This window comes from Microbacterium terricola (assembly GCF_027943945.1).
GTDB classification, from domain to species: Bacteria; Actinomycetota; Actinomycetes; order Actinomycetales; family Microbacteriaceae; genus Microbacterium; species Microbacterium terricola.
The window spans coordinates 3,239,323-3,251,508 of record NZ_AP027141.1 but is presented as its reverse complement, the minus strand read 5'-3'; the positions used below and the strand labels follow the sequence as shown (position 1 = coordinate 3,251,508).

14 protein-coding genes are annotated in these 12,186 nt (G+C 68.5%); 10 read left to right on the top strand and 4 right to left on the bottom strand.

The annotated features are described in order from the left end of the window. Positions 1–212: 212 nt before the first annotated feature. The 10 genes from rpmH (at position 213) to Microterr_RS15435 (ending at position 6,864) form a co-directional block, all read left to right on the top strand. The gene (gene rpmH, locus Microterr_RS15480) at positions 213–350 is read left to right on the top strand and encodes a 50S ribosomal protein L34 (protein WP_013584598.1); all 138 of its coding nucleotides are present in this window, start codon (positions 213–215) and stop codon (positions 348–350) included. 8 nt (positions 351–358) lie between these two features. Next, on the top strand, positions 359–694 hold the full coding sequence (gene rnpA, locus Microterr_RS15475) for a ribonuclease P protein component (protein WP_263796907.1): 336 nt from the start codon (positions 359–361) through the stop codon (positions 692–694). Next, on the top strand, positions 691–1,041 hold the full coding sequence (gene yidD / locus Microterr_RS15470) for a membrane protein insertion efficiency factor YidD (RefSeq protein ID WP_263796908.1): 351 nt from the start codon (positions 691–693) through the stop codon (positions 1,039–1,041). Before rnpA ends, yidD begins: the two co-directional genes overlap by 4 nt. Before the next feature lie 18 nt (positions 1,042–1,059). Next, positions 1,060–2,169: a membrane protein insertase YidC gene (gene yidC / locus Microterr_RS15465; protein WP_404810210.1), complete on the top strand. Its 1,110-nt coding sequence runs from the start codon at positions 1,060–1,062 to the stop codon at positions 2,167–2,169. Between the two features lie 12 nt (positions 2,170–2,181). Continuing rightward, on the top strand, positions 2,182–2,694 hold the full coding sequence (locus Microterr_RS15460) for a Jag family protein (protein ID WP_263796911.1): 513 nt from the start codon (positions 2,182–2,184) through the stop codon (positions 2,692–2,694). A 17-nt stretch (positions 2,695–2,711) separates the two neighbouring features. Continuing rightward, positions 2,712–3,335 carry a 16S rRNA (guanine(527)-N(7))-methyltransferase RsmG gene (gene rsmG / locus Microterr_RS15455; RefSeq protein WP_263796912.1) on the top strand — a complete coding sequence of 208 codons (624 nt, stop codon included), beginning with the start codon at positions 2,712–2,714 and terminating at the stop codon, positions 3,333–3,335. A gap of 363 nt (positions 3,336–3,698) precedes the next feature. Further along, on the top strand, positions 3,699–4,001 hold the full coding sequence (locus tag Microterr_RS15450; RefSeq protein ID WP_263796913.1) for a GIY-YIG nuclease family protein: 303 nt from the start codon (positions 3,699–3,701) through the stop codon (positions 3,999–4,001). A gap of 571 nt (positions 4,002–4,572) precedes the next feature. Further along, positions 4,573–5,520: a ParA family protein gene (locus Microterr_RS15445; protein WP_281974216.1), complete on the top strand. Its 948-nt coding sequence runs from the start codon at positions 4,573–4,575 to the stop codon at positions 5,518–5,520. Further along, entirely contained in the window at positions 5,520–6,503 is a 984-nt protein-coding gene (locus tag Microterr_RS15440; RefSeq protein ID WP_263796914.1) for a ParB/RepB/Spo0J family partition protein, read from the top strand. Before Microterr_RS15445 ends, Microterr_RS15440 begins: the two co-directional genes overlap by 1 nt. Positions 6,504–6,522: 19 nt before the next feature. Next, entirely contained in the window at positions 6,523–6,864 is a 342-nt protein-coding gene (locus Microterr_RS15435; RefSeq protein WP_263796915.1) for a tryptophan synthase subunit alpha, read from the top strand. An 87-nt stretch (positions 6,865–6,951) separates the two neighbouring features. Here the strand turns inward: Microterr_RS15435 and trxA are convergent, their stop codons facing one another. The 4 genes from trxA to Microterr_RS15415 form a co-directional block, all read right to left on the bottom strand. Continuing rightward, positions 6,952–7,275, bottom strand: a complete 324-nt coding sequence (gene trxA, locus Microterr_RS15430) for a thioredoxin (protein ID WP_263796916.1) — start codon at positions 7,273–7,275, stop codon at positions 6,952–6,954. Positions 7,276–7,335: 60 nt separating this feature from the next. Further along, positions 7,336–8,322 carry a thioredoxin-disulfide reductase gene (gene trxB / locus Microterr_RS15425; protein WP_263796917.1) on the bottom strand — a complete coding sequence of 329 codons (987 nt, stop codon included), beginning with the start codon at positions 8,320–8,322 and terminating at the stop codon, positions 7,336–7,338. 123 nt (positions 8,323–8,445) lie between these two features. Then, positions 8,446–10,047, bottom strand: coding sequence for a murein biosynthesis integral membrane protein MurJ (murJ, locus tag Microterr_RS15420; RefSeq protein ID WP_263796918.1), 1,602 nt, complete (start codon positions 10,045–10,047; stop codon positions 8,446–8,448). Beyond that, the gene (locus Microterr_RS15415) at positions 10,044–12,182 is read right to left on the bottom strand and encodes a DUF6049 family protein (RefSeq protein WP_263796919.1); all 2,139 of its coding nucleotides are present in this window, start codon (positions 12,180–12,182) and stop codon (positions 10,044–10,046) included. Before Microterr_RS15415 ends, murJ begins: the two co-directional genes overlap by 4 nt. Positions 12,183–12,186 lie beyond the last annotated feature (4 nt).

The following is a 12,186-nucleotide window of genomic DNA, read 5'->3' as shown; positions in this document are numbered from 1 at the left end:
GGAGCAAACTCCACTGTAGTTCCGGGCCGCGTGTCACTGCCAGGGTCTCACCGGGGGTTGGGGATAATGTCACGTCGCGGGTGCTCGGTTTGAGTTCTTCGCCGACTCGACGTAGCCTTAATCGGTTGACTTTGCCTTTTTCGGGCAGTCCCTGAACACGTCGTCTCCGGTCTCGAGCGTCCCGGTGACACCAGATCCGGAAGAGATCCCTCATGAGCAAGCGCACTTTCCAGCCGAACAACCGCCGCCGCGCCAAGAAGCACGGCTTCCGCGCCCGCATGCGCACGCGTGCCGGCCGTGGCATCCTCGCGGCTCGTCGCGCCAAGGGCCGCACCGAGCTCTCGGCCTGACCCGAGCGGTGCTCGCGCGGCCGCACCGACTCACCCGCGGATCGGAGTACAAGGCCGTCGTCCGTCGGGGTCGTCGCTGCGCCGCGCCCCATACCGTCACGTACGTGGTGGCATCCGGTGAGCAGCGTGCTGCACGCTTCGGCTTCATCGTGAGCCGCCAAGTCGGCACCGCCGTCGTACGCAACACCGTCCGTCGTCGCCTCAAGGCGATCTGCGCGGAATCACTGCCGTCTGTGCGCGAAGGATCTGATGTGGTGATCCGAGCCCTACCCAGCGCGGCGACCCTGGACTTCGCGGTGCTGCGCGAAGAGGTGCAGCAATGCCTGGCTCGGAGGGCCGCATGAGCGTCCTCCCCTCGACTGCCCTCGGTGACGCCGAGTTCGCAGCATCCGATCTCGTCCGTGGCGTCACCGTGCTCCCGCGGAACGCGGTGCTCGCCCTGCTGCACGGATATCGCGCCACGATCTCGCACACGTACGGGGATGTCTGCAAATACTTCCCCTCCTGCTCCGCCTACGCCGTCGGCGCGGTGCAGCAGCATGGCGCGCTCAAAGGCGCCGCACTCTCAGCCGCCCGTCTCGCCCGTTGTCACCCCTGGGCGGTGGGCGGCGTGGACGATGTCCCCCCGCACCCGCACTTCCGGCATGACCTGACCTCGCACGGTTTCGTCGTGCCTTCCCGAAAGGACTGACCTGTGGGCTTCGACCACATCCTCGCCAGTACCCCCACCCCATCGGCCGTAACGTCCGGGGGAGGTTTCGACCTCTTCAGCACGATCCTGTGGCCGCTGAAGTGGCTGGTCGAGCTCATCCTCGTCTCGTGGCACTGGCTGCTCACCGCAATGGGCATGGGCCCGGCCGAAGGCATCACGTGGGTGCTGTCGATCGTCGGCCTCGTGGTCGTGGTTCGCGCGGCGCTCATTCCTCTCTTCGTCCGGCAGATCAAGAGCCAGCGCAAGATGATGGAAATCGCCCCTGAACTGCGGAAAATCCAGGACAAGTACCGCGGCAAGAAGGATCAGCTCTCGCGCGAGGCGATGAGCCGCGAGACCATGGCGCTGTACAAGAAGCACGGCACCACCCCGGTGTCCAGCTGCCTGCCCCTGCTCGTGCAGATGCCGGTCTTCCTCGCGCTGTTCTACACGCTCAGCGATGTCAGCAAGCACGCGAAGGCGGGTGTCGGTGGCGTCGGCGCGCTCAACGCCGAACTGACCAAGCAGTTCTACGACGCAAAGCTCTTCGGCGTGGCGCCGCTGCACACCAACATGGTCGACGCCATCAACCAGGGCATGACCGCCACGGTCGTGATCCTCGTGATCCTCGTCGTGCTGATGATCGCCTCGCAGTTCTTCACGCAGCTGCAGATCATCTCGAAGAACCTCTCCCCCGAGGCCAAGACCGGCCAGGCGTACCAGATGCAGAAGATCATGCTCTACGTCCTGCCCTTCGCCTTCGTCTTCTCGGGCGTCTTCTTCCCCCTCGGTGTCGTCATCTACTGGTTCACGAGCAACCTGTGGACCATGGCGCAGCAGTTCATCGTCATCCGCGAAATGCCCACGCCCGGCTCGGATGCGGCCAAGCAGCGGGAGGAGCGCCTGGCTCGCAAGGGCAAGGCGCTGGACTCCTCCGGCAAGGTCGTCCCGATCGAGAAGTACGAGGCGGAGCAGCAGCGTCTGTTTGAGGCAGCGGAGGCGGCCAAGGCCGCTGCACCCAAGCGCGAGCAGCCGATGGGCAAGCAGCGTGCGAAGAAGCAGTCCCAGAAGAAGCCCGGTGGCGACACCGGTGCTCCGAAGTCCCCCGACGCCCCGTCGAAGTCCTGAACGGAAGATGAGATGACCCCCGACTCCGCAACCTCCGACGTGCGCCCCGAGCGCGCCGAGGCCACCGTCGAGCAGCTCGAGCAGGAAGGCGACGTCGCCGCCGACTTCATCGAGGGCCTCCTGGACATTGCCGACATCGACGGTGACCTCGCCATGGACGTGCGCGCCGGCCGCGCGTACGTCTCCGTCGAGGCCGAGGACGCGGCATCCGTCGCCCTGCTCTCCGCTCCCGACACGGTGCAGGCACTGCAGGAGCTCGTGCGCATCGCCGTGCAGACGGAGACCGGGCGCTTCTCGCGCCTGATCCTCGATGTCGGCGGATCGCGGGACACCAGGGAGCGCGAGCTCGGTGCGCTCGTGGATCGTGCGATCGAGCGCCTCGAGGACGGCGCTTCGCAGGCTTCACTGCCGGCGATGTCGAGTTACGAGCGCAAGCTGGTGCACGATATCGTCGCCGACCGGGGCTTCGTCTCCGAGTCGTACGGTGAGGGTGCCGACCGCCACACCGTCATCCGCCGCGCTTAGTTTCACGTGAAACATCGATGACTGAGATCGAGAGCGAACCCGCCGCAGCGGCGCAGATCTTCGGCGACCGCATCGATGTGGCGCGGCGGTTCACGAGCAATCTCGTCGAGCACGGCGAGGAGCGCGGCCTGATCGGGCCACTGGAGCCCCCGCGCATCTGGTCGCGACACGTGCTCAACAGCGCGGTGGCCGCTCCCCTGTTCCATGGCGTGGTCGGTGACATCGGATCTGGTGCCGGTCTGCCAGGGCTGGTGCTCGCGATCGCCCGTCCGGACGTGCAGTGGATCCTCATCGAGCCCATGGAGCGTCGGGTCGCCTGGCTTTCGGAGCAGGTCGCCGAACTCGCACTCGACAACGTCGAGGTGCTGCGCTCACGCGCCGAGGACTGGCGACGCGGACCGGTGCTTGATGCTGTGACCGCCCGTGCCGTGAGTGCGCTGCGCACGCTGGTGCCGATCACCGCGCCTCTCGTGCGCGATGGCGGCGAGCTGATCCTCCTCAAGGGTGCCAGTGCGGCCAACGAGATCGAGGCTGCTGAGAAGCAGCTGCGCAAGTTCCGGATCACCGGCGCGCACATCGAGGTGCTCGGGGCCGACCTGCTGGACGAGCCCACCCGGGTGGTCCGCGCCACCGTCCGCTGACAGTCGCAGCAGCGGTGCCGCTGCGGCTGGTTGAGCTGCTCGGTTCCGCGGGTTGAGTGACTCAGTCTCGCCACCGCTGGTTGAGTAGCTCGGTCCCGCTGGTTGAGTAGCGGAGCGTATCGAAACCAATGCGCGTCGATGTTTCACGTGAAACGGCGGTGGTCTCGATACGTCGGCTTCGCCGCCTACTCGACCAGCGGTACGTGTCGCGCTGGTTGAGTAGCGAAGCGTATCGAAACCACACCCGGCGTTGTTTCACGTGAAACAACCCTCCGCTTCTCCCCAGCCACGATCACGCGGCTTGTTCTCCCCCACCTGCCCCTCCACTGCGCAGAGGCACACCGACGAGGCGAGGGTGAGCGTATGCCTTTCATGTACATCCTTGAGTGCAGTGACCACTCCTTCTACGTCGGCAGTGCTTGGAACTTGGAGCAACGGCTCCTGCAGCACGAGCTGGGCGAAGGTGCCGAGTACACCCGACACCGGCTGCCTGTGCGGCTCGCGTACTTCGAGGAGTTCGACCGGATCGATGAGGCGTACCGACGGGAGAAGCAGGTCCAGGGTTGGGGTCGGGCAAAACGCATCGCACTGATCACCGGCCATTGGGAGGTCCTGCCGGCGTTGAGCAAGAAGCCGAAGCGATTGCGGCGGAGTGAGTCAGGGTGAGGGTGGATGAGTGTTGGTCTCGATACGGCGGCTTCGCCGCCTACTCGACCAGCGGGCCTTGAGTGCTGGACGCCCGGATGTTTCACGTGAAACACACATTGTCGGCAACGCGAGCAGGCGATGGTCTCGATACGGCGGCGGAGCCGCCTACTCGACCTGCGGAGGTTGACGGGTGCCGCGTTGGTTGAGTCGCGGCACGGAGTGGCGCGTATCGAAACCATCGGAGCTGGTCTCGATACGGCGGCGGAGCCGCCTACTCGACCTGCGGAGGTTGACAGTGTTTCCGCGGGTTGAGTCGCGGCACGGAGTGGCGCGTATCGAAACACTGGCACTGGTCTCGATACGGCGGCTTCGCCGCCTACTCGACCTGCGGATGAGGCTGAGTCGCCTACTCGACCTGCGGATGAGGCTGAGTCGCCTACTCGACCTGCGGATGAGGCTTCGCCGCTTACTCGACCTGCGGATGAGGCGGAGCCGCCTACTCGACAGCGGGGCGGGGCGGGGTGAACGGCGGGGGCGGGATAGAGTGGACTGTGATGGTTTGGGGTATGCGCGAGGGAGAGTGTTTCACGTGAAACAGGCCGACAACGTCGAGCCGTCCGCATCCCCCTTCTCGCTTGGCGACACCCCGCTGGCGCGTGAGATCGCGGATCTGTCCGCCCGGCGCCGCGCGCTCGAAGCCGCCGAGATCACCCTTCCCGGCCGCACCCGCGTCATCACGATCTCCAACCAGAAGGGCGGAGTCGGCAAGACGACCACCGCCGTCAACATCGCCTCCTCGCTCGCGCAGGTAGGCGCCAAGGTCCTGGTGATCGACCTCGATCCGCAGGGAAACGCGTCCACGGCCCTGGGTGTGCCTCACACGGCCGACATCCCGAGTGTCTACGACATGCTCATCGACGACTTCCCCATCGCGGACATCATCCAGGTGAGCCCCGAGTCGCCGAACCTGCTCTGCGCGCCGAGCACCATCCACCTGGCCGGCGCCGAGATCGAACTCGTCTCGCAGGTGGCGCGTGAGCACCGGCTCAAGACCGCGCTCGACGAGTACCTCGCGAACACGACGGAGCGCATCGATTTCGTCATCATCGACTGCCCGCCGTCGCTGGGGCTGCTGACGATCAACGCGTTCACGGCCGCTCACGAGCTGCTCATCCCGATCCAGTGCGAGTACTACGCACTCGAAGGCCTGAGCCAGCTGCTCGGCACGGTGCGCATGATCCAGAAGCACCTGAATCCCGCTCTGCATCTGTCCACGATCATCCTGACGATGTACGACGGCCGCACCCGCCTCGCGCAGCAGGTGGCGGAAGAGGTGCGCGAGCACTTCCCGAACGAGGTGCTGAAGACCGTGATTCCGCGCTCCGTGCGGGTGTCGGAGGCGCCGAGCTTCGGCCAGACCGTGATCGCGTACGACGGGCAGTCGGCCGGCGCCATCGCCTATCGCGAGGCCGCGGTCGAGATCATCCAGCGTGAGGCCGCAACCAGCGGTGCAGCAGCGAACGAAGGGGGCTCGTAATGGCCAAGCGAAGCGGACTGGGCCGGGGGATCGGGGCTCTCATCCCCACGAGCGAGGCGACCGAGGCGCGTCCCGTCGACGTGTTCTTCCCCGGCGCCCCCACGGCGACCGCCGTCGTCGATCGCCCAGACGACACCGAGACCACCGCGGAGCCGGCCGAAGACCTCGTCGCCGTGCCCGGTGCACGCCTGGTCCACATCGACCCGCACAGCATCGTCCCGAACCCCCGTCAGCCCCGCACGCACTTCGACGAGGAAGACCTCGCCGAGCTGGTCCACAGCGTGCGCGAGTTCGGCGTTCTCCAGCCCGTTGTCGTTCGCGACACCGGTGAGGGCACCTACGAGCTGATCATGGGCGAGCGCCGCACCCGCGCCTCGCGCGAAGCCGGCCTCACCTCGATCCCCGCCGTCGTGCGCGACACCTCCGACGAGCACCTCCTGCGCGACGCGCTGCTGGAGAACCTGCACCGCTCCGAGCTGAACCCCCTGGAAGAAGCCTCCGCCTACCAGCAGCTGCTCGAGGACTTCGGCATCACGCAGGAAGAGCTCGCCACCCGGATCGGACGCTCGCGTCCTCAGATCAGCAACACCATCCGCCTGCTGAAGCTGCCCATGCCGGTGCAGCAGCGGGTCGCCGCGGGCGTCATCTCCGCCGGCCATGCGCGGGCTATCCTCTCGCTCGACACCCCGGAGGCCATGCAGCGCCTCGCCGACAAGATCGTCAACGAGGACCTCTCCGTACGCGCCGCCGAGGCCGCATCCAAGCTCCCGGATGCGCGCAGCACCAAGGCCAGCAAGCCCCAGGCCGGTGCTCGTCGCGCCCACCTCGACGACCTCGCCGGACGACTCGGCGACCGCCTCAACACGCGGGTCAAGATCAGCCTGAGCGCACGAAAAGGCCAGATCAACATTGATTTCGCCAGCATCCAGGATCTGAACCGCATCCTCGAGGAACTCGGACAGTCGGGCTACGGCGACCTGTAGAGCGGCGTACCCTGGAGAGATGGCGCACGAGGACACCCCGCAGCGGCGGGCCAGTCTGGAAGTCCTTCGCGCCGAAGCGGGTGACGAGCTCTCCGTCCTGATCTACGAGCGTCTGCGCGGCGGCGAAGACCCGTGGGAGTTCATGGATGAGCTGCCCACCGTAGACGAACTCGTCGTGCTCATGCTGCGCGCGGAGAACATCGCCGCGAATGACGGCGCCCGGCCCAATGCGGCCCGTCATTACCGGGTGCTCCGGCAGATCGCGCTGGACTACCCGCCTCTCACCCGTGCGGTCTGGCGACTGCTCGAGACGAACACGCATCGCAGGTGGGATGCGGTGACCCGCGCGGAGGCCGGCTAGCGCCACATGCCCCCATGCCCGAATCGGCATGGAACAGAAGAAGCCCCTGATCAGGAGTTCTGATCAGGGGCTCCGCGTCTGAGTGGACTACGCGATGTACGCGGCGAGGTCCTTCTCGAGAGCGAACTTCGGCTTGGCGCCGATGATCGTCGTCTCGACCTGGCCCTGGTTGAACACCTTCATGGCCGGGATCGAGGTGATCTGGTACTTCATCGCCAGATCGGGGTTCTCGTCGACGTTCAGCTTGAGCACGGTGATCTTGTCACTGTGCTCGGACTGGATCTCGTCGAGGATGGGCGAGACCATGCGGCACGGCCCGCACCACTCCGCCCAGAAGTCGACGAGCACAGGTCCTTCGGCCTTCAGCACGTCCTGCTCCCAGGTGGCCGAGGTGGTGGCGTTGGCGGTCATGATTCTCCTTCGGTGGGAAGTCTGTCTTCAGTGCAACAGCGAGAGCTGCGCGAGTGTTCCTCAGGCGGCGTCGGCTTCGGCGAGCCCGGCGATCGGGTCGCCGACGACGTCGGGCACGCCTGCTTCACCGAGACCGGCGAGGTAGTGCTCGACATCGAGCGCCGCGACCGTGCCGCTGCCCGCGGCGGTGACGGCCTGCCGGTATGTCGGGTCGATCACGTCGCCGGCGGCGAAGACACCCGGCACCGAGGTGCGCGACGAGCGCCCGTCGACCCAGACCGTACCGTGCGGCGTGAGGTCGAGCTGCTCGTGCACGAGGTGCGTGCGGGGGTCGTTGCCGATCGCGACGAAGACGCCGTCGAGGGGCAGCTCGGTGCGGGTCCCGTCGACGGTCGATTCGAGCACGACGCCGGTGACGGCGTCCTCGCCGAGGATGTCGGCGACGGCGCTGTTCCAGATGAACTCGATCTTCTCGTTGGCGAAGGCACGCTCCTGCATGATCTTCGACGCGCGCAGCTCCTCGCGGCGGTGGATGACGTAGACCTTCGAGGCGAACTTGGTGAGGAAGGTGGCTTCCTCCATCGCCGAGTCGCCGCCGCCGACGACCGCGATCACCCGCTCGCGGAAGAAGAAGCCGTCGCAGGTGGCGCAGTACGACACACCACGGCCGGACAGGCGGCTCTCGCCCTCGATCCCGATCTTGCGGGGGGCGGACCCTGTGGCGAACACGATCGATGCGGCCTCGTGCGACGCGCCGCTGCCGAGCGTCACCCGCTTGACCGGGCCGTCGAGCTCCAGGGCGGTCACGTCGTCGTAGACGATCTCGGCGCCGAAGCGCTCGGCCTGCTCCTGCATCTTCGTCATCAGCTCAGGACCCTGGATCCCCTCGGGGAACCCCGGGAAGTTCTCGACCTCGGTGGTGTTCATCAGCTCGCCGCCGGCTTCGACGGAACTCGCGAGCACGAGCGGCTCGAGGTTCGCCCGTGCCGCGTAGATGGCGGCGGTGTATCCAGCCGGCCCCGACCCGATGATGATGACCTGACGCACTGCGCTTCTCCCTCGTTTCGGACGCGTCCGCGCCCGGGTTCGGACGCGTGAGCGCCCGGATGACTCAACACATCGTAACCGCGGGGCATTCCGCCGATCGGTGCCTCGCGGCGGATTGCGGGCTCAGCCGCGGCGGCCGGGCAGGAGCCGCCGCGCGAGTGCCAGAGCGGGGGCCAGCTCAGGCACCCGCAGAAGCGCGAGGAACCCGATGTAGACGGCGAGCGAGACCGTGCCGATGATGGCGGCCCCGAGTGCCCCGAGCAGCTTGCTCGAGACCGTCCAGCCCTCCGCGCCGCCCAGCAGCACGTACGTCAGCCAGCCCGCAGCGGCCGCGGGCAGAGCGGCCAGGACGAAGCGGCCGAGCGCCAGCATCCACGATCCGATCCGCAGCCCGCCGAGGCGGCGCTGCAGCAGCCAGGTGGCGATCACGACCTGCACGACGCTCGCCAGCGACTGCCCCAGGGCGAGTCCGGCCGCCAGCTGCTCCACGGGGAGCCAGGCCTGCGCGGCCAGCGCGGTCACGACCACCAGAGCGCACTGCACCAGCGTGAACGCGAACGGGGTCCGGGTGTCGTCGTAGGCGTAGAAGGTGCGCTGGATGACGAACAGCACCGCGAGCGGCACGAGGGCGACGAGGAAGCACAGCAGCACTCCGGCCGCGGCCTGCGCCTCGGCGACGCTGTCCGTGAAGATGCGCGAGGCGGGCACGGCAGCGACGGCGAGGGCCGCGGTCGCGATCACGATGAACAGCCCGAGCGTGCGGATGCTGCGACCGATGTCCGCCCGCACGTCGTCGTCGCGGCCCGCATGAGCGTGCTCGCTCAGCTGCGTGAAATACGGGGTCCCGATGGACAGCACGATGATCGAGTACGGGAGCATGAACAGCAGCCATGCGTTCTGCGTGACCATCACACCGGGGTACTCCTCGGCGGCGGCCGAGAGCACCTGCGCCTGCACGAGGCCGGCGAGCTGGCCGGCGAGGACCATCAGGAAGGTCCAGCCCGCGAGACGGCCGATCTGGGCGAGGCCGACACCGTGCCAGCGGAAGTCCGGCCGCACGTGCAGTCCGGTGCGGCGCCAGAACAGGAACAGGATGCCGGCCTGCACGACGATCCCGGCGGTAGCGGTCGCGCCCATCAGCGCGACCATCGTGGGCGTCCAGTCCGACACTGCGCCGCTCTGCCCGAACACGATGATGAAGAAGGTGAATCCCGTGATCGACACGAGGTTGTTGACGATGGGCGCCCAGGTGAAGGGGCCGAACACCCGCCGGGCGTTGAGCGCCTCGCCGACCATCGCGTACAGGCCGTAGAACAGGATCTGCGGCAGGCACCAGTAGGCGAACGAGGTTGCGAGCGCCTGCTGCGCCGGCGGATAGTGCGGCGCGTACAGCTGCACGAGCCACGGCGCGGCGATGGTCGCGAGTGTCGCCGTGACCAGCAGCACCACCGTGCCGAGCGTGAAGAGCTTGGAGATGAAGGCGCGTCCGCCGTCGTCGTGCCCGGCGGACTTGACGATCTGCGGCACGATCACCGCGGTCAGCAGGCCGGTCGAGATGATCGCGTAGATGTTGTTCGGGAGCTGGTTGGCGGTGGCGAACGCGTTGCCGGCGCCCGTGGTGGCGCCGACGGCGGACACCAGCACGATCGAGCGGACGAAACCGGTCAGCCGCGAGACGATCGTCCCGGCGGCGATGAGGCTGCTGGCGCGTCCTATGCCGCTCACTCTGCGTCCTCCTCGGCCCGCGCCTTGCGGCGTCGCAGCACGGTGCGCACCAGCCCGACGACGAGCAGACCGCCCACCAGCACGCCGAGGATGACCAGGCCTATGCTCTCCCAGTCGGCGCGCACGGTGACGTCGGCGTACTGCGTGTCGCCGATGACGACCTGCGCGGGGCTGCGCAGCTGCAGCTCGACGGTCACCTGTCCGCTGCCCACCCGTGCCTGGACGGGAACCTTGACCGCGGTGTTGCTGGCGGGGCCGGCGACGACCTCGGTGGCCTCGGTGACGTCGAGGCGCACGTCGTCGGCGACGGCGTACAGCGTGACGTTGGCGGGGTAGGGCAGGTCGTTGCGCACCCAGACCGGCAGATCGGCGCCGGCGCTGAGCAGCTGGATCGACGTCGGCTCGACGATCCCGACGGCATCGATGGTGGTGGCGGTGGCCTCGCGATGGGCGGCGAGTGCGGCCTCCCACTCGGGCGCCTCGGTCCACGACACGGCGAGGATCTGCAGGATCTCGGCACGCTGTGGCCCGGTCAGGAGCGTCGGATCGTCGAGGATGGTGGCGAAGTCGCCGAGGTCGACCTCGTCGGCGAAGAGAGCGGATGCCGTGGCCGCCTGCTCCGTCTCCGCATCGGTGTCGGCGACGGTGACGTCGACGGCGGGGGCACCGAGCACGGAGCCCAGCGACGCCGGCGAGACGCCAGGGGCGCGGGTCACCGCGGTGATGGCGGCGCGCAGCGACACGACGGAGCGGCCGTCGCCCCGTCCGAGACCCACCACCAGGGGTGCTCCGTCGGCCTCGGTCGTCGCGAGCGCGAGATATGCGGTCGCGGCGGTGAGCTCCGCGCTGCGCTCCGCGCCGGCTTCGAGCTCCGCGGCCTCCGCGAGCGCCGCAGAGACGTCGGCGTCCACGACGAGCAGGTCGGCGTCGCCCGAGACGGCGTGACCGGTGACCGTCGCTCCCTCGGTGCCGGCGGCGGTGGCGTCCGACGGGATGATCGCGGTCACGGTCTCGTCGTCGATCCGCAGGGCGCCGAAGGCGGCGACGGTCTCGGGACTCACGGATGTCGTGGCCGGCCAGAGCAGGGGGTCGGAGCTCGCGCCGATGTCGAGGAGGGCGTCGAGTTCGGGATACACGGGCGCCGACGCGTCGGTCTCGGTCGCCTCCGGGCTCGGCGTCGGCGACGGCGAGGGGCTCTCCTCCGGCACCGGGATGAAGTCCTCCGCGGCCATATACGCCTGCAACGAGGTCGGCTGGGCGAGACTCTCGAGCCCTGCCTGCATCTGCACGCCAGCGTCGGCGTCGCCGAACTGCAGGGCGAACCGGGTGTTGCCGAGGGCGAGGAGACGGTCGAGCCAGGCCGTGGCCGACTCGGGCGCGCTCGTGCCCAGCACGCGGATCGCGGCGGGGATCGCCGGATCGACCGCCAGCACCGCGGGCGTGCCCGCCACCGCGTCGAGCAGGGCGGTCAGCGATCCGTCCGGTCCGGTGAGCGCGGTGAGCTGTTCGGCGGTGAGGAGGCCGGCCGTGGTCACGGGGGCGGTGATCGGCACCACCAGGGCGACGTCGGTCTCCTCACCATCGTCGGGCACGACGATGACGCTCGTGGCCTTGCCCGAGCTGCCGCCGATCCTCTTGTACGACGCCAGCAGCGGGTACACGCCGGGCTCGAGGTCCGTGAGCGCGTCGTCGTCGGGGTCGATGCCGATGCCGGCGACCTGCGATCCACCAGGCTCCACGGCCGGGATGGTGTCGTCGTCCAGCTCGGTGGTCGTCACGCCGGACGTGCCGCCGGCGAGCCAGCGCGTCAGGGCATCCCGATCGGCGAGGGTCCGGGTGCCGAGGGAGAGGGTGACGGGGGTGCGGGGGACGACGGCATCCGTCCCGTTGTCGATCGCGACCGAGACGGCGAGCGGGTCGCCCGCGTCGACGATGCCGTTCCCGATCGGAGCGAGCGTGAAGCTCACGACCCCCGACAGGGTCGGGGTGGGCGTGGGAGTCGGTGTCGCCGTGTCGGCGCTCGCGGCCGGAGCGATCACCGGGGCGACCGCGAGCAGCACCGCGCCGATCAGGCCGGCGGCGCGCGCTCCGGCGCGGCGCCGGAGTCCGGTCGTGCCCGAAGGGGGGTGGGTCATGGTC

Coding starts and splice junctions, on each gene's coding strand:
- rpmH (WP_013584598.1), top strand. CDS start 213: ATGAGCAAGCGCACTTTCCAGCCGAACAACCGCCGCCGCGCCAAGAAG.
- yidD (WP_263796908.1), top strand. CDS start 691: ATGAGCGTCCTCCCCTCGACTGCCCTCGGTGACGCCGAGTTCGCAGCA.
- Microterr_RS15460 (WP_263796911.1), top strand. CDS start 2,182: ATGACCCCCGACTCCGCAACCTCCGACGTGCGCCCCGAGCGCGCCGAG.
- rsmG (WP_263796912.1), top strand. CDS start 2,712: ATGACTGAGATCGAGAGCGAACCCGCCGCAGCGGCGCAGATCTTCGGC.
- Microterr_RS15450 (WP_263796913.1), top strand. CDS start 3,699: ATGCCTTTCATGTACATCCTTGAGTGCAGTGACCACTCCTTCTACGTC.
- Microterr_RS15440 (WP_263796914.1), top strand. CDS start 5,520: ATGGCCAAGCGAAGCGGACTGGGCCGGGGGATCGGGGCTCTCATCCCC.
- Microterr_RS15435 (WP_263796915.1), top strand. CDS start 6,523: ATGGCGCACGAGGACACCCCGCAGCGGCGGGCCAGTCTGGAAGTCCTT.
- trxA (WP_263796916.1), bottom strand. CDS start 7,275: ATGACCGCCAACGCCACCACCTCGGCCACCTGGGAGCAGGACGTGCTG.
- Microterr_RS15415 (WP_263796919.1), bottom strand. CDS start 12,182: ATGACCCACCCCCCTTCGGGCACGACCGGACTCCGGCGCCGCGCCGGA.